Annotated in this window: 14 protein-coding genes and 1 tRNA gene; 5 read left to right on the top strand and 10 right to left on the bottom strand. The window is 52.8% G+C overall.

Features of this window, described 5'->3' with window-relative positions:
• Window positions 1-39: 39 nt before the first annotated feature.
• Window positions 40-1,095, top strand: coding sequence for a 3-keto-disaccharide hydrolase (locus tag Pla144_RS16565; protein WP_197530754.1), 1,056 nt, complete (start codon window positions 40-42; stop codon window positions 1,093-1,095).
• A gap of 149 nt (window positions 1,096-1,244) precedes the next feature.
• Here the strand turns inward: Pla144_RS16565 and Pla144_RS16560 are convergent, their stop codons facing one another.
• The 5 genes from Pla144_RS16560 to Pla144_RS16540 all read right to left on the bottom strand — a co-directional run bounded on the left by Pla144_RS16560 (window position 1,245) and on the right by Pla144_RS16540 (window position 14,239).
• Complete coding sequence (locus Pla144_RS16560; RefSeq protein ID WP_146451815.1) at window positions 1,245-9,224, bottom strand: choice-of-anchor Q domain-containing protein; 7,980 nt, start codon at window positions 9,222-9,224, stop codon at window positions 1,245-1,247.
• A 202-nt stretch (window positions 9,225-9,426) separates the two neighbouring features.
• Entirely contained in the window at window positions 9,427-10,659 is a 1,233-nt protein-coding gene (locus tag Pla144_RS16555) for an Lpg1974 family pore-forming outer membrane protein (RefSeq protein WP_146451814.1), read from the bottom strand.
• Between the two features lie 198 nt (window positions 10,660-10,857).
• The gene (locus Pla144_RS16550; RefSeq protein WP_146451813.1) at window positions 10,858-11,661 is read right to left on the bottom strand and encodes a methyltransferase family protein; all 804 of its coding nucleotides are present in this window, start codon (window positions 11,659-11,661) and stop codon (window positions 10,858-10,860) included.
• Window positions 11,662-11,737: 76 nt separating this feature from the next.
• The gene (locus tag Pla144_RS16545; protein ID WP_146451812.1) at window positions 11,738-12,478 is read right to left on the bottom strand and encodes a methyltransferase family protein; all 741 of its coding nucleotides are present in this window, start codon (window positions 12,476-12,478) and stop codon (window positions 11,738-11,740) included.
• 183 nt (window positions 12,479-12,661) lie between these two features.
• Window positions 12,662-14,239, bottom strand: coding sequence for a bifunctional GNAT family N-acetyltransferase/carbon-nitrogen hydrolase family protein (locus tag Pla144_RS16540; RefSeq protein WP_146451811.1), 1,578 nt, complete (start codon window positions 14,237-14,239; stop codon window positions 12,662-12,664).
• A 344-nt stretch (window positions 14,240-14,583) separates the two neighbouring features.
• On the opposite strand from Pla144_RS16540, the gene Pla144_RS16535 reads away from it, so the two are divergent.
• Window positions 14,584-14,811 (top strand): hypothetical protein, encoded by a 228-nt coding sequence (locus Pla144_RS16535; protein WP_146451810.1) that lies wholly within the window; start codon window positions 14,584-14,586, stop codon window positions 14,809-14,811.
• 566 nt (window positions 14,812-15,377) lie between these two features.
• Here the strand turns inward: Pla144_RS16535 and Pla144_RS16530 are convergent.
• Entirely contained in the window at window positions 15,378-16,658 is a 1,281-nt protein-coding gene (locus Pla144_RS16530; RefSeq protein WP_146451809.1) for a thioredoxin domain-containing protein, read from the bottom strand.
• Window positions 16,659-17,944: 1,286 nt separating this feature from the next.
• Between Pla144_RS16530 and rho the strand changes: the two genes are divergently transcribed.
• Together rho and Pla144_RS16520 are read left to right on the top strand one after the other, a co-directional pair.
• Window positions 17,945-19,264 carry a transcription termination factor Rho gene (rho, locus tag Pla144_RS16525; RefSeq protein ID WP_146451808.1) on the top strand — a complete coding sequence of 440 codons (1,320 nt, stop codon included), beginning with the start codon at window positions 17,945-17,947 and terminating at the stop codon, window positions 19,262-19,264.
• Window positions 19,265-19,357: 93 nt separating this feature from the next.
• Window positions 19,358-19,439: transfer RNA gene (locus Pla144_RS16520), tRNA-Ser, on the top strand.
• 103 nt (window positions 19,440-19,542) lie between these two features.
• On the opposite strand, the gene Pla144_RS16515 is transcribed toward Pla144_RS16520, so the two are convergent.
• Window positions 19,543-20,874 (bottom strand): sugar porter family MFS transporter, encoded by a 1,332-nt coding sequence (locus Pla144_RS16515; RefSeq protein ID WP_146451807.1) that lies wholly within the window; start codon window positions 20,872-20,874, stop codon window positions 19,543-19,545.
• A gap of 169 nt (window positions 20,875-21,043) precedes the next feature.
• Window positions 21,044-22,648: a divalent metal cation transporter gene (locus Pla144_RS16510; protein WP_197530753.1), complete on the bottom strand. Its 1,605-nt coding sequence runs from the start codon at window positions 22,646-22,648 to the stop codon at window positions 21,044-21,046.
• A 458-nt stretch (window positions 22,649-23,106) separates the two neighbouring features.
• Here Pla144_RS16510 and Pla144_RS16505 point away from each other — a divergent pair, with 458 nt between their 5' ends.
• Window positions 23,107-23,358 carry a hypothetical protein gene (locus tag Pla144_RS16505; protein WP_146451805.1) on the top strand — a complete coding sequence of 84 codons (252 nt, stop codon included), beginning with the start codon at window positions 23,107-23,109 and terminating at the stop codon, window positions 23,356-23,358.
• A gap of 56 nt (window positions 23,359-23,414) precedes the next feature.
• On the opposite strand, the gene Pla144_RS16500 is transcribed toward Pla144_RS16505, so the two are convergent.
• Window positions 23,415-24,173, bottom strand: a complete 759-nt coding sequence (locus tag Pla144_RS16500; protein ID WP_146451804.1) for an SDR family NAD(P)-dependent oxidoreductase — start codon at window positions 24,171-24,173, stop codon at window positions 23,415-23,417.
• 53 nt (window positions 24,174-24,226) lie between these two features.
• Window positions 24,227-25,144 carry a sugar phosphate isomerase/epimerase family protein gene (locus tag Pla144_RS16495; RefSeq protein ID WP_146451803.1) on the bottom strand — a complete coding sequence of 306 codons (918 nt, stop codon included), beginning with the start codon at window positions 25,142-25,144 and terminating at the stop codon, window positions 24,227-24,229.
• Window positions 25,145-25,173 lie beyond the last annotated feature (29 nt).

Below are 25,173 nucleotides of genomic sequence, written 5' to 3'. Positions count from 1 at the left end.
CGCCTTCCAATCCCAGCCAATTCGTGAACAATGAGAACCATGAAACAACGCAAGACAATCCAAACACTCTCCTGGACTCTGATTTTCGGCCTGGCAACAAGCGGAATTGCCTGTGCGGCCAATGCAGGTCCGTACTGGGTCTCTCTGTTCGATGGCGAAACTCTCGCCGGCTGGCACCAGGAGGGCGACGGCGACTGGGTCGTGGAAGACGGCGCTATCGTCGGAAAGACGCAGAAGGCAGCCAAACTATACGGACTCCTTGTCAGTGATGAAGTCTATAGCGACTTCACCCTACGGCTCAAATTTAAGTCGCTCAAAGGCAACAGTGGATTTTACATTCGCATGGTGGTCGAAAAGCCCGACAAGGCTCATGGACTGCAAATCGAAGTCGATCCCCGCCACAACTCGGGCGGAATCTACGAAAGCTATCGCCGTGCCTGGGTCTCGAAGCCCACCGAAAAATCGCAGCATGAATATTTCAAGCCTGACGAGTGGAACGATCTAGAAATCGCTGCCGACGGCGGTGATGTGACCGTAAAGGTCAACGGTGTGATTAGCGCCCAAGTCACAGACGATCCCAGCCGACCCGCTGGACAACTCGCCATGCAGATGCACTCCGGCAACGAAATGCTGGTGATGTTCAAAGACATCGAAATCCATCAAGGCTCAAAAAGTAATCCAATTAAGTCCTACGGGAAGATTGATCATATTCAACCGAACGCACAAGGTGAGATCGTGCTGTCCGCACTCGCGGCTCAGACCGATCGCGGTCAATTCGCATATGTCTCAGGGTGGGACGCATTAAAATTCTACTCCGACAATGGCGAAGCCGTTTGGAAACTCGAGAGAGTCAAGCCTGGCACCTACGATGTCTTCCTGGAATGGTCCGCCACGTCCGATTACGCCGGTAATGTGATAGTCCTTCAGGCCGGCGGCAAGCAACTTGAGAGCCCCATCGAAAGTACCGGCTCGTCGCAAGTCTACCGCATCAAGCAAATTGGCCGCCTCACTCTTGAGCCGGGAACGGAGAGCATCACTCTCAAGGCGCCACAGCTGAACGTGCGCGAACTGAGGTTGGTACCCGTTCCGCTGTAGGCGAGGCCCTCTTGGTTGGCCTCGCTTGCTACAGCGCGTCGTGGACTGCCAGCCTATTCTCACGTTTCTAGCCCCAAGACACTCACCCCGCATCAGCTGTCTAATCGCCCAAAGGGGGCGCGCATCAAGAAATGCTGTTTTCGATGACGTTAAGCCCACTGTGTCGCAAGATCTGACGCTACTTTTTCGCTTGGAGACGAAAAATCGGCGAATGCTGAATCGAGGGCAGCCAATTGAGATGACTCAATTTCAGTCTGATCTGTTTTCGCCGACCAAGACTTGGCTGAGTAAACTTCCTCTGTTGTGGTGTTTTTGAAACGACGCAGCGATAACCGAGTCTCCTGTGATGAACCCAACTCTAGAGAAGCTGAAATAAGCGAAGAATTTTTTGAAATCACTGATTCAACTTGGAATTGAAAACCAATCTTCTTGGTCACCTCCTCTGACACGATAGCTGGTACGCTCGGGATGATCTCGGGTTTCTTGGCTGAAGTAGTATCTTTCTCTTCGAGTGCTGGAGTTCGTCCCGACTTTGTATCTTCGGTAATGGATTCTCCAGCCAGCGCGGCAAAACGAGTGGCTCTGCTCTTTAATGGGCTGAACAATGACCTTGCATTGAAGCGTGTCGGTTCTTTTTCGTCAGATCCTGACTCTTGAGTCAAAAGCAATTCATTGGTGTCGTCAACAAGTCCGAGAGATACAGTCTCCACTTCGAGCGTCTCAGAAGCTGGGTAAACTTCTTCGGCAAGTGGCGGTGCGGCGCCAAGGATTGGCGCAACAACCATCTTATCAGCAGACTTGATTCGCGAAGTAGCAGACCGCAATGTCCGCAGGCGTGAAAGGGTCGATTCGGGGGACGTCTTTTCTGCTGGCTTTTCGCTTGGTGATTCAACCCGCTCTACAATAGTAGAAATCTGAGACTCGTCGCCTGGAATAGCTGGCAAGGAGTGTTGAGGTACAGACTCTTGCTTGGAGAGGACCGCAATTGACTTCTCAAGAACTTCTTGTTCGACCGTTGCTTGCTGTTCAGTGGATTCATCAAGAATAGATTTTGGGGGAGCGGATTCTGATATCGTGACTTGAGATTCGACCAGCAGGGCTATCTGTTGCTCTGGTGCAACTGACTCGGAAGCTAGCTCAACGGGCTTGGCCTCTTGTTCAGATGGATCTAGATCTGAGGGCAGGGGGACCGTGTTCGTTGGTTCAACAATCCGTGACGTCTTGCCCGCAAATTTGCGTCTTGTAAATCCTCTTTCGGTCACTTCTCTTGTGGACGAATCTGCCTCGGACGGTGTGCCAATCGATTCTGGATTGGTGGCCGGCAGAATTGTCGCTATATAGACCTGGGTTGTAGCTGGCTTGGCGATTTCCGGTAAGGTCGCTGGAGTTTGCGATTGTGGAGTATTGGTTGTTGAAGCAGATGGGAAACCAAAATTACCTACGACAGGCAGCATAAAGCTATTGCCAAATTGCGCGAAAAGATCGTTACCGAATGGCGCCGTGCTGAAGGAAACAAATCCTCCGCCTGCCACGAAACGATTAATGATGTCCGTTTCGGTGGAGGGTGTCAGCGGGTTATCGCCTGAAACAAGGAAATACCACTGAGCCAGTTGACCAGTCACTAACTGGGGACCGTCCGGCACCCAGAGTCCAAGGTCATCAAGTCCATCAGCGTTCATGTCCGCTGCAATAGGTCGCTCACGTACTCCGGCAAAGCCAGTGGCGCTTCCCTGGGCACCGACGCGAGACGTAACCAATACGTTGGACCATGAGTTGGACGCTATCCCCGTGGCGATCGAGAAAACGTTGTTTCCGGACGACGGATTGTAGGTGGCCAGATCTTCGAAGCCGTTTCCGTCGAAATCACCCACGACGGGGTACCCGGAAAGATTCGCGATCGTTACCGCTGAATTCGAATTGAGCTGAAAGTCGTGATCCGTGTCAAAATACCAAGTCGTGCCGGTAAAAACTCCCACTTCGTCGCCATTGTCGGCGTTTCCGTCGAAGTTGCCTGCAACAGGGATGCCGTTGATGTTGAGTGGTTCGTTCTTGATGAGGTCCGGAATGCCATCGCCGTTGAAGTCGATTTGCCATTGCCATTGATTGCCCGCGCGTCCATAAACGGCCAGCTTGTCGAATCCACCGGCTGTATCGGTTGCCGCTTCCACGAACTTTCCGGCAAAGATCGAGTCGCTCGAAGTGCCGAGAAGCAGTACAGTATCGCGGTTGGAAGCATCCGTGTTGTTCGGATCGAAAGTGTAGTTTCCATTCGAATCAATGAATACCTGGCCAGCACCATAGACCCCGAGTTCGGGTCGTGAATCGATCGTGAATCTTGCGACAAAGTCGCCACCCGGAACACCGTCGCCGCTCGGGAAATCAGGAGTCAACGGTTGTACCGCATTCGACTCGCCGTCAAGTCGGTTGCCAAGCGTGTCCTGAATCGAATCCAATAGTGTCAGCGTAAAGCGATCATCTGCCAAGGGAGTGGCAAAGAGGATGCGAATGTTGGCGGTGGCCGGTTGCCCAGGCACGGTTGGATCCTGGTCGATCTGCACATCCAAGATGGGTATGATGCCTGTCGAGTCTCCAATAAGAGAATAAAACGCCTTGTTGTTAGCAAAAGTGAAATCCAAGGCAGGGGCGGTAAATGCACTTGATCGAGGGGGTAAGTCCCGCATACGAACTGTAATGCTCTGCACCGCGACGGTAGGTTCAGCAGGGTTGAACAAGTCGTAGTTAGGATCGTCAGTCACAAAGAGACCGATCACCTGAGGGCCGTTGTTCTGGTTTTCCACTTCTGTGGCACCGATGTCGATGAGCGAGGTTCCATCGCCGTTGCCATCTCGCACGCGGGAGAAAAGATTTCCGCGCTGGTCGAACTGAGGGACGCCATCAATTCCCGCAAAGTCAGCCGGGTTACCCGCATCAATGATGGGACTAGTTGGCATAGGGAGATGCGTGAGTGTAGGCCCGCCGTTGTCGGCTAGTGGGAAGAGTTCCGCAGAAATATCCAGCAGATTTTCCATACCTGTGAGAATTGTGATGCCCGTACCGGTGGTGTCGCCGATCAGGCTATAGTCGACCGTCAGCGTGCCGGTTCCAGGACGCAGGTCAGGATTGCTCCCACCTGCCGTGTTGCCAGCCACGATCGAGCTGCCGATAGTGACGACACCATCGTTAGCCCAAATTCCACCACCATCAGCACCAGCGCTGGAGGTACTGTTGTCGTAGACCGTTGAATTGGTCAGCGAAACATTGCCAAATGCAACCACACCGCCACCATAAGCATTGGCACCCGAAGTGCTGTTGCCACTGACGGTCGAATTGCGGAGCTCCACATTATTGGCCACCAAGCCGCCACCGTAAGCATTGGCGCCGGAGGTACTGTTGCCACTGACGGTCGAATCAATCAGCACGACATCGTTGTACGCAAAGATTCCGCCTCCTGAGGAACTCTCTCCCGCAGTGCTATTGCCACTGACGGTCGAGTTGGTAAGCATGACATTCGTGAAGGCAAAGATCCCGCCGCCCAAGCCAACGTTCTCCATTGTGCTGTTGTCGGTGACGGTCGAGTCGGATAGCGTCACAGTGTAGGCATAGACCCCGCCCCCAAAGGCGTACTCTCCCGCAGTGCTGTTGTCGCTAACGATCGAGTTGGTCAAGATCAGGTTAGCAGCAGAGATCCCACCGCCAAAAGCGTACGCTCCCGCAGTGCTGTTGCCGGTTACAGTCGAGTTGGTTAGCGATACGTCGTAGGCGTCGATCCCGCCGCCAAAGGCGTAATTGCCTGCAGTGCTGTTGCCGGTGATTGCACTCTCATTGATCGAGAGATTTCCAGTAGTGCGCGAGCGGATTGCACCGCCGTTGAACGTGGAGTCATCTCCGATGAGTACATTGTCGCCGATAGTTCGTCCGCCGGTTAACGTCAGACCTTCAAACGTGAAATCGCCGGTTGTCGCTGTGATGTTGAATATCCGCGACATCTGCTGGGCATCGATGGTTAGCAGGCTGGCACCTAGTCCCGTGATTGTGAGTGCCTCGGTGATCTCAAGTTCGCCCAGCTCGAGCAAAATCGTGCCACCGTTGAGTGCTGCCGCAAACGAGATCGAGTCGGGACCTGGACTGACGTTCGCGATGCCGATTGCCTCGCGGAGGGAGAGGTCGCCAGCCGAGAAGTCGCCATCGTCTTCGTCGATTATATTGTCGACCACCAAGGTTCCCCCCAGCAAGGTTTCGATACTGGTGAACGTGATGGCTTGGTGGCTCGAAGCAAAGAAGGCGACCATTCCACTGGTCGGAGGCACGGCCGGCACGATGGCGTCGGAAATGTTTGCAACCTGGACCAACAGGCGATCACCAGGTGCCGCAGTAGGAGAGCCTCCATTCACGTTGATTGGCGTATCCACACTCGGCAGGACTATAAAGGTATCCGAGTCATTCCCGCCATTGAGCGTTAACTGCGTGGCCGAGATCGTGCCCAGGAAGGAGACTACCGAGCCTGTTCCCCCATCCTCATCCGGCAGGTCTGCGCTCACGGTCACATTGCCAGCATTCACGATCGAAGCCCCAGCTGCGAACAAGAAATCGTCGCCCGCACTGAAAGTCAAATCATTACCATCGGTGTCGATGGTGGCGCCGGCGGCTATGGAAAGATTATCGTCGGCAGAGAGCGTGACGTTGCCCGTGGCCGTTACGCCGGCTACGTTCATATTCGAGTCCTCGGTGATTGAGACCGAAGTACCGATAGCTTGAATGCTGCCGAAGTTGACCGTGTCGCCGACGTTGTCACCTAGTTGAATCAAACCACCTGCCGTGAGCGTAGCTAAACCCGCCACATTAATACTCGAGTTGGTCAGATCGGTAATGTCTGTGCCTGCGACCAGGGTTGCCGTGGTGGCGACCAAACTCTGGATCGATACAGCAGTCTCTTCGGTGATTGAAACTGTCCCGCCTGTGATCGATAGCATACCCAGCTCTGTCGTGTCGGCCGCATTATCGCCCAGAGTGATAGCGCCCCCTGCGGCGTTGAGAGTGACAGTACCATTGACAAGCAAACTCGTTCCCGCCGCGTCGGTAATGCCACCGTCGGCATTGATAACCGTCAGCGACGCGCCGGTTGACGACAAATTGATCATGCCCTGAAACACGACAGCATCAGAGCCAGCCTCGCCTTCGATGTTGAGAGACTGCGAGTAGTCGGGCAAACTGGCGACCGTGAAGGTCGCGGCATCGCTACCCAGATTCACCGTCAAACTGTTGGTGGGCGAAGTAAACGTCGTCGTTTCAAACGTGCCGTTCTGGCTGCGGATTCGAGAGATACCGTTGCCTGAGGTGCCATCGTCTTCCAGTATGGCGTTGTCAGCCGTGCCGGGCAAGTTGAAGAACAAGTCGGTGATTGTGCTACCGGTCATATCGACCGGCTCAAGACCGGTGTAGGTGATCGTGGAGCCGGTAGTGCCCGTGTTGAGTACAATGTTGCCCGCGTCCGACCCGGTATGCGTATGGGTAACAGAGCTGAAAGTGCCACCAGTAATCGCAAGGCTATCGCCCGGACCGGTCGTGGGGTCGCCACCTGCAAACGATACGTCCAACGGGAAGAATCCCCCTGCGTAGTCGAGTTCCAACCGATCGTTGCCGGCGGCGGTGTCGACGTCGATTTGATTCGCAGTAATCGACGCCAGCGGCACGCGAACCTCCATCGTCCCCGTGCCGGTTGAGCCAGGAATATCGGTGTCGATTGTTTGATTCGACATGATCACGATGTTGCCGCTGGAAAGCGAAATTTGCAAATCGTCATCGTTGCCGGTTGCCGACATGTCTCGAATTCTAAGTACGCCGCCATCGAGCGACACGATGGTCGCCAGTGTCACAGGAGCAAAATCCGATTCAATTGCCCCGATGTCGATGCGGTCGTTCTTTACCCGCACAAACGGAGTGCCACGCTGATCGAACTCCGCAGGGTCGAACAAAATGCTCGGATCGCCCGCATTGATGGCCGGGCTGCCAGCTACGAGCGCATGGGTTTGTGTCGGCCCGCCATTATCGGCCAGCGGAGTGAGGATTGAAGCTAAGTCCGTGGGGTTCGTGCCGTTGCTAGTGGCAAGGATGTCGCTGGTTCCGCCGATGACGCCACTGAGCGCCTGTAAGTTCGACTTGCTGTTGTCACCAATCAGGTTGAAGCTGTCGAGAGTGAGCGTGCTAAAGACATTGCTGATCTCCCCTCCTGTGGCGGCCGTGTTCCCCGAAATGATGCTCTGGGTGATCATGGCCGTCCCAAGTGCGTTGTAGACTCCGCCGCCGTTTTCGATGGCCGAATTGCCGGAGAGCGTGCTTCGGGTAATCATGACCGTGCCGTCCAAGTTGAAGACCCCGCCGCCGCTTTCGCTGGCGGAGTTGCCGGAGAGGGTGCTCTGAGTGATCGAGACCGTGCCCATAAAGTTGTGCAACCCGCCGCCTAAGCCAGTGGCCGAATTGTCAGAGAGGGTGCTCTGTGTGATCGTGGCCGTGCCATAGTTGGAGACCGCACCGCCGTTGCCGCTGGCCGAATTGCCGGAGAGTGTATTGCTGGTGAGGGTGAGATTTTCTCGATTAAAGATCGCACCTCCATAACTATTTGGAGAGACACCTCCTACATCACCTCCTGTGAGCGTGAGCCCGCTGATTTCAACATCAATATCGGTATCCGTGCCATCGTCGATGTTGAAGATGCGGTAGCCGTTACCGTTTTTCAACCCGTCGCCGCCAAGTCCCGCGTCGATGGAGAGCAGATTGGCGCCGGGGCCGGTGATCGTGAGGGCCTCGGTAATCGTGGGGAGTTGACTTGCGATGTTGATCGTCGCCGCACCACCGCTGGTTAGCGATGGGTCGAATGTGATTTCTTGGGCACCGGCGGTCGTATTTGCACTGGCAATCGCCTCGCGGAGACTCACGAATCCATTATTGGTCTGCTCGTCTTCGAGCGTGCTCACAATAAACGGAGACGCGATGACATCTTGGACCTCAAACGCCCCGATGTCGATGCGACCATTTCTAACGCGATCAAACCCCATGCCGCGCTGATCGAAGTCGGGTGGTGAGGTAAAGTTCGGATCGCCCGCGTTGATTGCTGGGCTATTGGGCAGGAGCGCGTGTGTCAGTGTCGTCCCACCATTGTCCGTTAACGGCGCGAGTCCTGGGTCGTTGGAGAGTATATTATTGTCTCCGACGGAGGGGGTGATCCCTGTGCCAATCAGGCTGAAATTGACCGTGAGAGTGCCACTGCTAGGCCGCAGGTCTGAGTTGCCCCCGCCGGCCGTATTGCCTGCCAAGATCGAGTTGGTGATCGTGAGATGTCCACTGGAGCCCCAGATACCACCGCCATTAGAACTGGTCGCGGTGTTGTTTCCACTCACGGTCGAGTTGGTCAGTGTGATATCATTAACTGCATACACACCGCCACCGTAGGAAAAAAGGCCCGTAGTGTCGTTGCCGCTCACGGTCGAGTTGTTCAGCGTGAGTGGGCTTAGGGTATAGACGCCGCCGCCATGGGCGAGAATACCTGTGGTGCTATTGCCAGAAATAGTACTCCCGATGATGCTTAGATTGCCACTGGTGACCGAGCGAATCGCGCCGCCTCTTCCTTCCAAAACATTGCCGGTGGTTCTTCCGCGTATGAGCGTCAGGGTGTCGAATGTAAAATCGCCTGTGTTGGCGGTGATGTCAAAGATACGCGACATCTGATTCGCGTCGATAGTCAGCATTGCGTCGCTTGGCCCGGTGATCGTGACCGCGCGACTAAGCTGCAACTCTCCAGCGGCAAGCGTAATTGTTTGTGCCCCACCGATGAAGAGGGTGGAATCGAACACGATTCGGTCGTCAACTCCAAATGTTCCCGAAGTGGGGCCGATGCCGTCGACGGCGGCGCCCGCGTTGATCGCCTCCACCGCCTCGCGGAGCGACAAGACGCTGTCACCTGCCAAATTCGCGAGCGTGTCGTCGGAGAGATCGGTAACCGTCATCACGGCCAACATCCGCCGATCTTCGAGAGTTTCGACCGTGAGTCGGCGTGTGAGAAGAGGCCTGGAGCGCGCCTTGCGGCGGACCCCTTTTGGCAAACCAATGGTAAGTAGAGATTTCCAACGAAGCACGGAACGAGCCCCCTCGTTGTGTAGGTGTCAATCAATGTGGTCAAATCTTGCCTGTTTTGCTGGATTCATACCGTTCAGACTAGCCAGGCAGCTAGGGACTATCCTAGACGGGTGGTTCAGGCAACGCAAACATATTACGGCCTAGAAAATTGGAGAAAGCCCGAAAAAGAGAAGCTGCTAGGCGAGAAACTGGCTAGCAGCACTAGAAATCCCAAGTGATGCGGGACGTGAGGCCATCGAAGGTGAGTGTGCCGGTGGGATTACTGAAATTGCTGGTCTGCACCGCGTTGATCCAGTCTTCCGTCTTCACGACGTTGAACCAGGCACTGACCATATAACCACCGGTCAGCTTCAACCGTCGCCGAGGGCCAACCCAACCGACTCCGACTTCAAAATCCACCACGGGTACGACTCTTCCTGCCGACCAATTGGTAAAGGCCTGAGTTCCGGCGAAGGTGTTCGTTTGCTGGTAGCTCGCGTCGAACTCGCCAACCAGAAGATTCGCGATGCCACTGCCGTAGACGAAGAGGCCTCTTGCCGTGGTGTGCTGTTCCCCTGTCAAACCTAGGCGGATACCGCCGCCGGTGAAATTGATGTTGGTATTCACCGACGTCGTCCCTGCGGCAGTGAAATTCGAACCAAAGTCTTGGTCCATCGTGGCGTAGCGACCACCGATGATGTAGTTTACGGCACTAGCGCACATAGTTTCGCAAGATTCACGGCCCACGATTAAACCTCGATAGTCTGCATCAATCAGACTGTAGTCGATCGATGAAGAGGCATTTGAATCCAATGAGTCGGTGGCCGCGTTGGCGCCAAGCGGATGGGTGACCAACGAACGCAGCACGCCATCTGCCGGGTTGATCGACGCGGAGCCGGAGGCGTTGCTGCTGAAGTAAGTGTATTGGACAGCGATGCTGCTTTCAGCGCTCAAGCACCAGCTGCCTCCTGCTCGAAATCCTGGGTCATAACCAAAGTCGACCACGGCTGTCGAACCAATCGGCACCTCGTTTCCTAATACGGGCAAGACCGGTCCGTCGATTGGCAGAGCGTATGCCACTTCCGCATTGCGAGCTCTAAGGAAGAGAAACTCACCAAAAAAACCAGTGCGATGATCATACTGAGGAGGAATCGGAGCTCTGAAGAAGTAATCAGAAAATGAACCAGCTTCCGTTGAAGCACTTGGTGCAGTGCTTGGCAGAGGTTGGGACATCACGGGTTGGCCGACCATAGTACCAGCAGGCGCAGCATAACCAGGGTTCGAATAGGCCGCATAGGGTCCATCGAGATGAACCATCCCGTCAGGGGCGACCTGCAGAAGGGGGACTTGTCCATAAGACGGGGTGCGCGGAGGTTGAAAATTCTGCGCGAAAGCACTTGATGCCAAGGCAAGCAGGAAGATCGCTGAGCAGAGATTGCGTTGCAAATGAAGCATGTGTCGCTACTAAGAGCAGAGTTCAAGTCGACTTTCGCGAGTGACTACTAGGAATGCCGGGAGCTTATAGTGGAATTAGCAATTTCAGGTCAATAGCCCGCTCACAAGAAGTGCTAGCAGTGCCGACATGTCCTGAGAAGAATCAACGCGCTCCGCTCTGCCGAACTCCACTCGGCGGGCGCGTCGCGGCTAACCACTTTACACAAACCAGAAGGTGCGGCGTTTCCACTGCAGGTAATTTTCGCCAAACGCCTGTTCTAAGACACTATCTTCTAGCTTCGAGCGATAGAGCTGTAGAGCGACGAAGGCGCAATACAGTCCTATCCAGATGACGTGCAGACGAGCGAAAAAAAGGAACACGCCGGCTTGTGCCAGGAATTGGCCCAAGTAGACCGGGTGGCGGACAAAGCGGTACGGGCCGGTGGTCTTCAACTCCCGTGCCTCGGGTACGATGCCAAAGCTACGACAGAGTACCAGATAGCCCCAGACATCGAGGACATTGCCAAGAGTGATGAGGATACCTCCGACAAGCGCGGAATACCAGGTAATCGGACTCCGCCAGAGAAAACCGTTGTAGGCGACTTCCCAAGTTGGATTGAGCAAGCCAAGTACTGGAGCCATCCACACGACGAAAATAAAAGGCGCAAAGGCAGTAAACAGCGTGATGAGTATGATCCTGCCGTCGGCTGCGCGTGACTTTGGCTGAAAGCGGACCAGGAAGCTGACGGCGATCAACAGATAGGTCAGGTCCACCAGCATCGGCACCCACCACATGCGGATGACTTGCCCGCCTGGCATACGCGCCCAGGGAACGATCTCTGAAAAATCTTCCCGTAGGTACTTCTGCATGCTGAACCAGACAAAGACTGCGAAGAACGCCATTCCCACCACACGAAACAACCAATCCGGCGCAGCAAGCCACAACCGCATGGGCCAGGCGTGGGCTGAATGCGATTTCGCCGACATATTATTGGAAACGATGGTTGCGTGAGTCTTGAGCATCCTACCCAAAGTATAGGACGCGGAAATACAGTCGGACGAGACCTAAAAAAGCGATCTTGATTTGCCGTACACTATTTCAACTTTCTGCTGTGGTCAGCAGACTAGTGTGCTTTTTCAGATGGCGAAGCACTAAGTAAACGATGGCACCCAGGCCCAAGAACGCCACCCATTCTGGCTCGAATACCAGTCGATGGTCCAACGCTAAGTGCTCCAGAATTTCCTCTCCGAATAAGGCAACAACTGCGAGGAAAAAGCTCGTATACTCCTGGCGCAAGACTCTTCTCCAAGAAAAAGGACGTGATGGGGCCACCCAGTTTGACAACCGAGGTAGAAATGCAGGAGTCCGCGCAGCCCATTGAGTAAACTGTTCTCCGAACTTTTGACGAAGGAAAGACTCTTCTGCGAACATGATCCTCTCGTAATACAACCAAAAGCCGAGACAGAAGACCAAGATCAACCAAGCGTCCAGACAAAAAACAACAATTCCACCCCACATCAGAAAGTTGCCAACATATAGTGGGTGTCGAACTACCGAATAGAGTCCGGTGGTATTAATGTTTTGGGCGACTTGCTGCCTCGTGTTCCGACCCGAAGTGCCATCCGGGGCGTAGCCAGCTACGAGGGCACGAATAGCTAGTCCCGAAAAAACGACTGCCATGCTGACAATGTGCATGACCTCATGCAGGCCATTGCTTCCCCAAGGGAAATGATAGCTGCTCATCTTGACCAGGAACGGAATGAGGAACAGTAGTGGAACAAAGCTACGAAACCGGAAAAGCCAGTTACCGCTCACCTCAAGTTCCTTACGGAGTCCCATGCTGTGTTTCCTCGTATACTTTTTTCAATGATGCGAAAGGCGGCAGATTAAAGTAGCAATAACCCTATGTAAAGACCAAGGATTCTTCTTACTGCTCAAACACTTATTGAAGACGAGTCTCAATAACAACCCATTGACGAACAACGTGGCAAGTTACGCAAGATCTACATTCAGTTGCTACCCTTACTCGACATAAACCACTTCTACTGGCGTTAAGGCGTTGACTTCGTAGAGATCGCTCCGCCGATCCTGCAAGGGTTTGACGCTTCCCAGGTCGCGCTGCACGGCCAAGTCGTTCAGGTCCAGTTCACAGATCACAACGGTTTCGAAATTGGGCTCAGCTTCTGCCATGATGCCATCCATAGGGAATGCCACATCGCATGGAGTACAGACTGCCGCTTGGCCATAGTTCACCAAGAAGCTACGGACCTGCGGCAAGTTGCCAACACAGCCGGCGAGTACTACATATATGATGTTTTCCACTGCTCGGGCTTGGGCACAGTGGCGAACGCGGTGATAGCTCTTACGCTCGTCCGTGGCAAACGGGACAAAGAGCACATCGATACCCTTGACTGTCAAAAGCCTGGCCAATTCAGGAAATTCCACGTCGTAACAGATAAGAATACCAATTCTGCACAGTGGAGTATCAAAGACCTTGAGTTTGTCACCCGGTTGGACGTCGTAGTAGTGCCGTTCGACCGAGGTAATGTGAAGCTTGTCCTGAGTGTAGACATTGCCGCTAGGTGTAACCAAGTGCGCAGTGTTGCGCAACTCACCCTCGGTCTCGACCGGATGAGAACCCGCGATGATATACAGACCATAGTCGGCAGCCGTCTTCTTAAAGAGTTCCAGATATTGTTCGTGGTACCCGGCAACTACTCGCACCGCCTCCAAGGCTTCCATGTCGGGTGGCAACATGCTGAAAAGCTGAGCCGTGAACAATTCGGGGAAGAGCAAGAAGTGGCAATGATATTCGTTTGCTGTCTGGGCAAAGAACTCGACCTGCCGCTCGAGATCGTTCCAAGAGGTAACGGGCCGCAGTTGGTATTGGGCTGCACAGACACGCACTTTGCGGTTGGGTCGATGAATGGGGGCCCCGGCTATCATTCGTTTGGCAGGATCGAACGAGGGGTTTTCCAGCTGCAGGAAGGTGGCATAGTTCATGCTCTCGCCATCGGTTAGATAGGCGTAGTGAACACCTAGCACGTCGTAACCGGCCTTCAAGTGAGCGGACAAAGCCATGTCCTTGAGTTCTCCACGCTTTACCTTCTCGATGTATCTCTCTGGGGTCATCTTCTTGGAGTACTGGGAATAGCCAGGAATTCTGCCGCCACCGACCATGCGTCGCAGATTCAGCCGCTTCAAGAGTGCCTTACGCCGAACATACAACTTGGCTGCCACCCCCTGTCCGCGAAAATCTGGGTGGACTGCGATGTCGGAGCCATAGAGAGTGTCACCGCTCGGATCATGCGTACTGAATGTGCCGACTCCAGTGATCTCGTTGTAAGAATACCAGGGAGAATCCTCGTCGAGCAGGACGATCAGCGAGGTGCAGTAGCCAATTACCCGCCCATCCACCTCTGCAAGAATCTGTCCCTCAGGAAATGCCTCAAGTTGCATCTCCATCTTCCGCTCATCGCAAAGGCTCTCGCGGGCAATCTGAGGATAGGCAGCCATCTGACATTCGACGACCGCAGGAATATCTGACTTCTTCCAACGACGGACTTTGATGGCAAGTTTCTGGTCATTAGTTTTCGGCATGGGGTCATCCTGAGGTGCTATATAATCCTCCTCCCTGGTACTCCATGAAGGGGGCTAATGGTTTAAGGTCACGGGCGCCTATTTTAACGGATGACGCTCAAGCTACCTAGATCGACTTGGCTTCTCATTGTTTCTGATCGTCAAGTCGTCTTTCTCTTTAGGCGGTTGACTCTCACCCCGCTCTTATAGGCTTATATGCTCGAATCCCCTAAGCAAAATCCAAGTACCTTAGGCACCACTGATGAAATTGGAAAGGATTCGGCGCTTGTTGAAAACCTGCTACAATCAAACATCAGTGTCAATTCATTCATTCTCAGGTATCAATCACACTAGGCACGAACGTTATGTCTGATACACAACACGATCAACTGGTAACCTGGCTAAAGGAACAAGGCCATACTCCCGATGAGATCAAGAAGATTTTGGCCAAGGTTGCGGAGTACGATGCTCGGACTCTGCGCGAGTCGGTTTTTGACTCGATCAACTCTGGGACTATCGATCTGGCGGCCTTGGTAAAGGAAGCTCTCGAAGCAGAAGAAGGCAATGAAGGCGTTGATACTACGCGGGAATAATGCGAAGCAATTAGCGATTAGCAGTTAGTCGGCAAATCTTCTTGCAGTTGTTCTCGAATCGCTCAAGTGAGAGAGGAAGTTTTCTCTCCGACCTCTCAAGACATAGGGCTCCTCAAGTGCCCGCGTCAGCAATCGCAGTGCTTCGTCCCCCCTAACAACTCTCCTAGCTAATCCAACGCCAATTCAAGAATCGGTAGCTATCGAGTGGGCACGTCGGCCTCAAGAAAAGCAGGCACGTAATCAAAAGAAGGAGCCTCTCCAAGCATGCCGAGCTTGGTATTACGCAGTGTCTCGAGTCTCACTCCGTTTGACTGATTCTTCGGACCAGCTCGCCGTCGGCATGTAGCGCTTACAGAGGCTCACCCGTAATCGTACCAGATCTCAATTCATGGGCAAGGATTTTCTTTGCGCACGCTTGTAGATTGCATGGCATTCAGTTCGTTACGAAGACTCACCTGGGTAGAGAGGGCACCCCTCGGAGGGGGTGCCTTCTTCGCAATCCGTCCCAAATCTCCTAGATGCCCGCCTGCGCGTAATTGACAAGCAATCGTTTCGGATAGTGCTGATTACCGCAATACCGTGTCGCTCGTCGAATTCGTCATACGATTCATTGCTTGCTTCACCCCAGCCGCAAATTGGTCAGGCTGAGATTTGAAGCGTTCCATCGACTCTTGTGAGGCGAATAGATAAAACGCTCCACGATACTCAAAGCCAAAACGGCGCGAGCCTTCGACAATTTGATTCGACTCTAACAGCATGACTGGATCCATACCCGAGAAGACAGGGCAGTACGCATCGGGGTTGGAGAAGAACTGCTGACGCTGTTCGTCGGAAGTAAACAGGAAAGTGCGGCCACGATGAATGGCCCCGAATTTTGGATCACCAGCTACCCACTTGTGAGCGGACCGCAAAGTTACTGGACAATAACCATCAAATGCCAAGGGAGGACTACCCGCTGGCAACTCAGGACGGAGCGAGATGTGCGATGCCTTGGCGACTTGCGACGCAGCCGGATTCATTACATGAGTCGGAGTCGTAGAAGTAGCAGCGGTTGGACTCGACTGGGCGACAGCACTATTGGCAACATTCGGCTGCCGATTTAGTGGTACCTGTGCAGGTGCCGACGCAGACTGCGATTGATAACTGTTGGGCATCGCATTCGCAGGTAGTGCTACATCGGAATTCTGGTTGTTTGCTGGAGGAGCATAGGCATTGCTGGCAACTGGTGTCGCAGCAGCCACCGTCTTGCTAGGTTGAGCTGCATAAGGATTATTAGTCGTCGCTGGGGAACCGGCTTGTGGCCCGGGCTGATTAGTATCCTGAGCATATTTGTTCTGTTGTTGATACTGACCTACTTGTAGCCCCGCGTAAGCAGACTGTACTGGAGACTGGGAAGGTGCTCCTTCGCGCGACTGGTAGACACGATAATGATCGGCCAGATTCGACAGTTGGCCTATATAGTCGGGACCATTTTGAGGGCAAGACAATTTGGCGACCACATTTCCCTGCGGAGTCATGACGACTTCCGAAGGAACTCGTTCAATCTGATAGGCGCTGGCCAGTGCCCGCGCTTCTTCTGCGTTAATCTTCACTGGGATGTAGTTCTTTTCGAGTGACTCGGCAATCTGTGGTTGCGAAAAGACGCTTTCATCGAGCATGCGACAGGGGCCGCAGGTAGTTGTATAAAAGTGCAGAAGCACTAACTTACCCGACTCGATAGATTCGATCTTTGCGGCGTCGAGATTGTCACGCCATCTCACAGCTTCTGTACCAAAGGCCAGGGGACTAAGGGTGGTCCCGACCAGCAACGAAAGAAAAGTGCAAGTGATGAGCTTCTTGTTGGTCATGGCGATTCCGTTCGCATTAGTTCTAGTTGTGGTACATGATCATGCCAAATTGGCCGATCCGCTATGGGCAGCACTTCTCGAACCTGAAAACAGGGCGGCTAGAAAAGGGGCCTCTGATCGGATAAATCGGACCGGGGAACTCTGAACTTTGTTAAATTCTTCCGATTAGCCAAACTTTGCGGAGAGAAGGGTTTGAATTGCTGGCACTCATGGTTTCTGCTCGGGAAATGGGATTTCCGTAAGTCCCTATTATGAATGCTTTTATGAACATTTACTCATGATTGCCTGCCTACCTTTTCATGGTGTCAGCGAAATGCTCCATATCATGGACCGATCGAATAAGAGAATGGTTGCCAGATTTGCAATTGCTGTCGCAAGATTAAAATACTATGCGATAACCGGCCCAAAATAGAGAACTAATCTTGACAGTTCTGTATTTTCGGCTAATACTATGGTGAGTTCATAATCCTGCGTCTCCGGCAGGTTCTAAATGCCAATGTTCGGCTTCTTCGCTGGTTAAATGGAACCTCGTGAAGAACAGGCACTCTCGCTTGTGAGTTGATTTTGTCCAATTCCGGTTTCCGAATCCTGCTAGAGAGATTCCCGGTTGCGATTTTTAATCCACTAAATGGCCTGATGGCTGCTGGGGATTTTTTACTGGCTCATTGCCTTAATGAAATTGAGTGGGGCTGCAGAAACGTAACGTTGGGCGGAGTTCACTTTGGTCTTTCGTGGTTTCCACTAAGTTATGCATTTGAATTCAGCTCGTAATTTATGTGTGGTAATTTACTCAAGTAGGGCTGGCAATTCGCATTGCCTGTGATTAGACTGATTTCACTCTGAAGCATATGAGGACATGTTTTCCTGATTCGCGCGTTTACCTGATTCGCGCCAGTAAGATGTAAGGATAGATCAGGAATCAATTGCACCAGCGAAATCATCGCAATCAAGCGGTGAATCCATCGGTTGGGGGCACACCGTCTGTTGGGTGTTTGAGGCAGGGAGTCTCTCGGTTGCTCACCAAATTACGACGCTGGTGAAACACATTTCCGGGAACGGTATTTTCCGGTAGCAGTTACGTTTCAGGTGACTCGGTTACCTACTATAGCGCTGCCCGGCACCGCAAATCGGGCTTCGCCCGGTGGGGAAAATTTCCTCTCTGGTCTGGGTAGGGCAGGGTGGTCGAGCAAAATTTTTCATGTTGGCCTTTTTTGGCTTTTTTAATGTTGCCCGTTGATTTTCAGGGTGGCAACTATTTGATAGGAACCTTTGGGATTTAGATTGTGATGGCGAACAAGCGTCAAAGATCAGGTGGATCGGGTGGAGCTGGCGGTGGACGATACCGCGGCAGAAACAATAACAACAGCAATAACGGTCGGCCGTCGAATCGGTCTGGTGGGGGCAATCGCGGCGGGAACCGTCGACGAGGTTCCTACCAGGATTCTCAAGAACCCGATTACACCGAGAGTGGCGATCCGTTGCCCCTGGTCCCCGGCTCAGGTGTGCTGGAAATGCACCCTAATGGCTACGGTTTTCTGAGAAACCCGTCGACCAACTTTACGCGTGAGCGGACCGATCCCTTCGTTCCTGGAACCATGATCGAAAAGTTTGGCCTCCGGGAGGGCCTTTTGCTCAGCGGCATGGTGCAACACCACCGTAAGCAACAGGGTCCGAGGCTGAGAGAACTGTTGGATGTCGACGGAATCGCGCCAGAAGACTATTTGGATGTGAAGAATTTCGATCAATTGACTCCAATCAACCCAGAAGAATGGTTTCAGTTGGAAACGGGTGCTGAACCGATTAGCACACGTGTGATGGACTTGCTTACGCCACTTGGTAAAGGGCAGCGGGCATTGATTGTGGCCCCGCCGCGCACTGGTAAGACCATGCTCCTGCAGCACATCAGCAATGCGATGTCGAAAAATTATCCCAATGTGGCGTTGATGGTTTTGCTGATCGACGAGCGTCCGGAAGAAGTCACCGACATGCGCCGCAATATTGTTAACGGCGATGTGTTTGCCAGCAGCCTCGATAACGACGTGGAAAGCCACGTGCGCTTATCCCAACTCGTGGTGGCTCGCTGCCAGCGACTATCGGAAATGGGCAAAGATGTGTTCATGCTCATGGATTCGATCACCCGCCTGGCCCGCGCGTTCAACAAGTGGGTCGGCAATACTGGTCGCACAATGAGCGGTGGTGTGGACATTAAAGCGATGGACATTCCCAAAAAGCTCTTTGCCACGGCTCGTGCTTTTGAGGAAGGTGGATCACTTACCATCGTCGGTACGGCCCTCATCGACACCGGCAGCCGCATGGACGATCTGATCTTCCAGGAGTTCAAAGGAACCGGCAACATGGAACTGGTGCTTGATCGCAAATTGGCAGACCGACGCGTCTGGCCAGCTATCGATATCGAACAGTCGGGTACACGTCGCGAAGAGAAATTACTTCCTCCGCAGACATTGCATGCCACGACGATGCTTCGGCGAACTCTCTCCTCAATGCATCATATCGATGCGATGGAGCAGCTCACTACTAAACTGGGTAAGTTCAAGTCGAATGATGAGTTTGTCAACCTTATTCAAGGCGCGAACGCCATCGACTGAGTATGAATCTTAACTCTTTACGCACACCTCGGTGCGATGCGATTGCAATTGCAGTCGACCGTTTCTATCATAGCGGTTCCGAGCGATCTGTTCGGAGGGTAAGCGAATGGCTAGCGGCCTGATTGGAATTCAGGTGCCGGGTAACCGGTTGTGGGTTCGAGTCCCATGCCCTCCGCTCTAACAACAAACAGCAATCCAATAGACTCGTTGCCTCTAACGGGTTTCTTTCTTGTGTATCCTGGAACAAGCGAGTTAGGCAGCCTAGCCTAGAACAACGGCTAATGAATTCCTAGTTGTTCTTCTATCTGCTCCAACGGCACTCCCTTAGTTTCTGGAACCATGGTCACTACCCACAGAAGCTGCAAACACATCATGCCGCAGAAAAAAGCAAACACTGAACCCGGGCTAAAAGCGGTAACCATTCTGGGAAAAAAGAGCGTCAAGAGTGCAGCGAAAATCCAATGGGTAAAGCTTCCCAAGGATTGCCCTGATGCACGATGCTGATTAGGGAAAATCTCAGAAATAAAGACCCAGATCACGGCACCTTGCCCTACGGCATGCGCGGCGATGAATGCGAAAATGCACGCAGGCACAATGGAGACGTTGCCTGAATAGAATGCCCATGAGCACAGTCCAAGCGATGCAATATATCCCAAGGACCCGATCACTAACAAAGTGCGACGGCCCAGGCGATCAATCAACCAGAGTCCAAGAAACGTGAATATAAGATTTGTAATTCCTATTCCCACGGATTGAAGCAAGGCAGCTTTGGCAGCCAAGCCCGTCATTTCGAAAATGCGGGGAGCGAAATACAGCACTGCATTGATCCCAGAAAGCTGATTGAAGAATGCAATCAGAATCGCCAGTAGGATCGGAACACGATGGCGCATTGTCCAAAATCCACTCTCGTGGGTGTCTTCCTGGGATGCTGCTTCAATGTCCGCAGCAATTTGTATTATTTCTGCTTTGGATGCAGTGGCATTGACCTTCGCGAGCACTTTCAACCCTTCATCCATATTCTTTTGGGCACCAATCAACCAGCGTGGGCTTTCAGGTATTGCGAAACAGGAAAGTGTATAGATGAGCGCCGGAATCGCCTCGACGCCAAGCATCCAGCGCCAAGCATTCTCCCCAATTTGCTTTAGCAACGCATTCGACATGAATGCCATCAAGATGCCAAACACGATGTTGAATTGGAACATTCCAGCAAGGCGGCCACGCAGTTTTGCCGGAGCGATTTCAGAGATGTATAGAGGAGATGCAACGGTAGAAATGCCAATCCCCAGGCCGCCGATGAAGCGGGCAACCATGAAGGAATTAACGTCCTGTGCGAACGCTGACCACACGGCAGAAACGAAAAACAGTAGCCCGAGACTAATGAGGGTCTTTTTCCGGCCAAGGTGGTCGGTCGGCCAACCTCCTATCAACGATCCTAAAACGGTCCCCCAAAGCGCCGCACTGATCGCCAGTCCATGGAGTGTTTCACTGAGATTCCAAAGTTTTTGGATCGTTTGTTCAGCGCCAGATATAACGACCGTATCAAAGCCAAAAAGAAAACCACCTAAGGCAGCTACGATGGAACTCGTGTAAAGAACTTTGGATTGTTTCATAGAAGTAAAAAACCTCAGCAACTACTCAAGCAAAACCTTTCGAGGTTAGTCGAGAAGTCTGGCAAGATCCCTTGGAATATCTCAGGAATGACAACGCCAGATGATCATCTCTTTTGGCATGCAAGTGAAACTCTACCCCGGCGAAATGTTCAGACGCAGCGCGACACAGCTACTCTTGAACATCTAATGAGGTTGGTAACACGAGAGCGGTGGCGGTCACCTCCTTGGCAGGCAGAATCTTCTTGACAACGTTGCTGTAAATCTTGATGCCCGATCCAATCGTAGCTACGGCCAGGGCGATTACGAGGATGACGTTGAACACCAAACGGCTGAAGCCATGCCCCACGGCGTCGCCGATATAGCTGCGTTTGTTGTTCATTATGAGGAATGCGAGGTAGGCGATCGGCAACATGGTAAAGCATACGGCCGATGCGGCCACGGGAAACCACATGGGAAGGGAAGCGATCACACCCAGGATGCCGATTGCGGGAGTGAGGGAGAACAGTCGGAACCGTGATTTGGTTTGTTCCAGACCGAGCATTTCACAGAAAGTGAAACCACAAACCACCATGTGTGTACTGATCGCACCGCAGGTCATGCCGATCAGGCCCAGATTAAACACAATTCGGCCCATATTGTCCCCCAGCACCCCGCTCAGTACTCCAGCGGCTTCCAATGGTTGCATGGTGGTGTTGACGACGTCGGCTCCGCTATAAACTCCGCCTACTTTCATCGCGATAATTACGAGCGAAGTAACCATCACGAAGGGGAGGAACATAGTCATCCCCAAGTCCCAGCGAGCAAGTTTCTTGTGATGTTTGCCCCAACCCTTCTTCAGTAGCGAGTAGGGGTAGAGAAAGGTCATGTTGATCCCTACGGCCGCACCCAGCATGCCCAACACTTGAGTCACGGTGCTATTGTTCAGAGTGCCATCGAGATTCCAAAGATTCGGGATTCCGTACCACCCGAAAAGGCCTTTGCATATTTCGCCAAATTCGGCTCTTACAACATCGAATTTTGCTACAACGACGATGCCAAACATCACAATCACCAAGGCGATACAGCCGCGCAGGAACCACTCGTATATTCGGACTCCGCGTGAGTCGCCGCCGTAATTAAATGTGGCGACAATATTAATGCAAAGTATGAGAATACCTACGCCAAAACTCAGCATCAGTCCAGAATTAGTGTAGCCCAGTCCCAAGAGTGTAGTGTCTTTTTTGACCTGGTTTAAATTAGCTTTGGCTTGATTGATTTGGGGCTTGTCTTTCGTTTTCTCGGCCGCTGCCAGCAAAGTATTCGCCTCGGTGACTTCGACAGGAACGCTTATGACGCCCTGAAGGTTGCCAAGATCACGCGCGGCACTGGCCGCCAAGCCATACTGGGGAAAGTGCCAGATGACCGAGGCCATGATGGTGCCTAGAGCCCACAGGATCACCAGCCACTTGCCAATCTCGCGACCAAAAGATTTGTAGGGGCGTTCGCCCGTGGTGAGTACGACGTTGCTGAGCGCACCCAACATCATCACTCCCAGGAACATCGCGACGGGTTGGACCCAGAGCAACTTGTAGCCGAACGAGGCACCGGCGATTACAGATGCTGCGGCGCTTCCAGCGCCTAGGGTCATTGCGCTTTGCAAAAGGCCAGGTCCGGTGCGTTTGATATAGCCGAACGCACTACTGGCAAACGGTAGTTGATCCAGCCTCTGCAATTCGGTGATTTCGCGTTGCAATCGGTCGGTGTCCGTATTGCTTCCTTGGGACTGTTCTGCCATCGCAAGGCTCCTAGGTAATCGGTTTCGAAATGAGTCGAAAAGATGGTGTAGTAGAAAGGCACTCGCTGTGCGGCCAAACATCTAGGATAGCAGATGACCCAGCGTAAATATACGGGGCCTTGATTGGGCAAAGAGCACCAATTCAATCACCGCGATGCACTGTGCGAGTGCGAAGTCCTTTTTCGGATCGCGAAGAATTGATACAGCCTTATGCTTCTTAGGTAGATTGGGAGGATTGGAGACTAATCCTCGTCCGAGAGCCACTTGGTTAATTCCGTTTTCGAGGACTAGCGACACTAAAAATCGGTAGTCCTCGTTCGCTTTTCGGAACTTACCTCAAGTCGCCTACCCCGTTACCATGAAGTTCAAGTATATGAGAACAAATTTTCTTTCTAGCGTCCGACCTTTTCGCAACCAATGAATTTAAGTAGATGGTTTCATGTCGGAAGAATTACTGCTTGAAAAAAATCGTCAAATTATCCTCGATGGGGAATCAAGAGTCTCTGATGGGCAGCGAAAGGCCACAAGGTGTGAAGCGAGTAGTCTGGAATATGCTCATGGGATTTGCCGCATTGGCAGCTACCGCCGCAGGACTATCGGCGATCATGAAAAAGGGGGGCTATCCGGGCCTCGGATTTGCCGCCGCATATATTTCTCTGGTGTTGGTTGTGCAGCTGCTGCGAAGTCGCAAGAAAGAGGTCGTTGCGTAGTGCATGTGCTTGCGGCACCAAATTTTGTACCCATTGCATCGCGCTGACGCTTAATTTCAGCAACCGAAGACTCCACCATTGATATCCAGAGTTGCTCCTGTGATGAATCCGTCGAATTCACTTGCAAGAAAAGCCACGGCCCTTGCCACGTCTGCCGGATTTCCCGCTCGCCCTAAGGGAATTCCAGCTACGGTTTCTGAGGCAGATTCCGGTGTCGTATGCGTTGCATGAAACGCCGTGCCAAGAATCAGACCGGGAGCGATGGCATTGACTCGGACCCCCTGAGGGCCAAGTTCCTTCGCCAGGGACCTCGTCCAAGTGAGTACGGCACCTTTGGCTGTGGAATAGACCAGAGATCCCGCATGCCCGCCCATGCGCCCGGCAAGAGACGCAACATTCACAACACTGGAATTCTTACTGGCTTGTAAATGTGGCACGGCCTGGCGAGTCACAAACATCATGCTCATGACGTTCACATCCATGACTCTTCGCCAAAAATCAAAATCAACTTCGCCTAGCCTACGTCGCGCAATTATATCTCCCGAATTGTTGACAAGAATCTCCAAGCCGCCGAGGAATTTCACAGCTTCGCTAACCATCGCAGAAGCGGCCGACTCGTCAGTCAAATCAGCGGAAAAGCATTCCGCACGTATACCTGGAGGGGCAGCCTGTTTGACTTGCTGGCTCCCTTCAGCACTCTTGTAGTAGTGAATCGCGACGTCGCATCCTTGACGCATTAACTCTTCAACGATGGCTCGACCTAATCCCTGGCCACCTCCTGTGACAATCGCCTTTTTGGATGTTAGTCGCGACAAGCGAAGGATCCCTCATTAAATGTGAATATTGCCTTAGCTTCGTAAGTCTTTTCTCAAGCAGAAAGCATCTTCTTCAAGGTTTGCAGATCCGTCTTGAGCGCTTGCAGGTTCTCCGCAACTCCTGCTTTGGGGAGATATTCAACGTGAACCGAGATCGGCCCCGAAAAATTTGACGCATTCAGAAGCTTGAAACATTTTGGGTCAAGTCTTCCTTTTCCCAAAGGGGTGTGCTGAGACTTCAACCCGTCCCAGACGTAATCTTTAACGGATACAGCGGATACCTGGGGTTCCATCACATTGTAGTAGACGGGCCAGGCCTCACCGGCTTCGACGGCAGCATGACGGAAGTCAAAGACGCAGCCAAGTTCGGTAACAGGGTAGTCTTTGATCAACTCGTGTAAATCCCAAATGGTTGCCCCGACGAAATCGGCCCCACAATGATTTTGATAAATTCCTGCAATGCCGAGCTCGCGGTTCATCGCTGCAAGATCTCGGAACGCAGGTTGTAACTCTGTGATCTGATTCAAGATGGGTCGCTTCATATCATAGCGATGAAAGCCAAGACGATAGCGGGGAATTTTTAGGTCAGCAGCAGCTTGAAGCGTTGCTCCTGCATTCGTTTGGTCTGCACTCAAAATATCCGTCGTCAGTATTGTGATTTCCAGGTTTCTTTTTGCTAGGGCTTCCTGGAGCTTGGGCAACTCGTCGGCCGCGGCAGCCGGGAGAATATATCCTTCCTTTTCTCGAGCGGTCACTTCGACACCGTCAAAACCGGCGTCAGCAATTGCCTCGGTCAGCTGATCGTAATCGAGTGCTTGCAAGAACTTGACGAATGCGCAGAATTTGTGCTTTGGTTTGACCGCTTCGGCCGCAATTAACCTGGATGGAAGAGTAGTAGCGGCCGCAGCCAATGCGACGCTTACACCGAATTCTCGCCGGGAAGGTCGTGAGATGATTTCTTTGGGTTTCATGTTTTATGCAAACTCCATAGTGGGTTGGA

The organism is Bythopirellula polymerisocia (assembly GCF_007860015.1).
GTDB classification, from domain to species: Bacteria; Planctomycetota; Planctomycetia; order Pirellulales; family Lacipirellulaceae; genus Bythopirellula; species Bythopirellula polymerisocia.
Note: the sequence above shows the minus strand (reverse complement) of the source record. Positions and strands in the feature narration are given on the sequence as shown.

What these genes read in the sequence shown, in the direction of transcription:
- Pla144_RS16565 (WP_197530754.1), top strand. Translation starts at nt 40, where the DNA reads ATGAAACAACGCAAGACAATCCAAACACTCTCCTGGACTCTGATTTTC.
- Pla144_RS16555 (WP_146451814.1), bottom strand. Translation starts at nt 10,659, where the DNA reads ATGCTTCATTTGCAACGCAATCTCTGCTCAGCGATCTTCCTGCTTGCC.
- Pla144_RS16550 (WP_146451813.1), bottom strand. Translation starts at nt 11,661, where the DNA reads ATGCTCAAGACTCACGCAACCATCGTTTCCAATAATATGTCGGCGAAA.
- Pla144_RS16545 (WP_146451812.1), bottom strand. Translation starts at nt 12,478, where the DNA reads ATGGGACTCCGTAAGGAACTTGAGGTGAGCGGTAACTGGCTTTTCCGG.
- Pla144_RS16540 (WP_146451811.1), bottom strand. Translation starts at nt 14,239, where the DNA reads ATGCCGAAAACTAATGACCAGAAACTTGCCATCAAAGTCCGTCGTTGG.
- Pla144_RS16535 (WP_146451810.1), top strand. Translation starts at nt 14,584, where the DNA reads ATGTCTGATACACAACACGATCAACTGGTAACCTGGCTAAAGGAACAA.
- Pla144_RS16530 (WP_146451809.1), bottom strand. Translation starts at nt 16,658, where the DNA reads ATGACCAACAAGAAGCTCATCACTTGCACTTTTCTTTCGTTGCTGGTC.
- rho (WP_146451808.1), top strand. Translation starts at nt 17,945, where the DNA reads ATGGCGAACAAGCGTCAAAGATCAGGTGGATCGGGTGGAGCTGGCGGT.
- Pla144_RS16515 (WP_146451807.1), bottom strand. Translation starts at nt 20,874, where the DNA reads ATGAAACAATCCAAAGTTCTTTACACGAGTTCCATCGTAGCTGCCTTA.
- Pla144_RS16510 (WP_197530753.1), bottom strand. Translation starts at nt 22,648, where the DNA reads ATGGCAGAACAGTCCCAAGGAAGCAATACGGACACCGACCGATTGCAA.
- Pla144_RS16495 (WP_146451803.1), bottom strand. Translation starts at nt 25,144, where the DNA reads ATGAAACCCAAAGAAATCATCTCACGACCTTCCCGGCGAGAATTCGGT.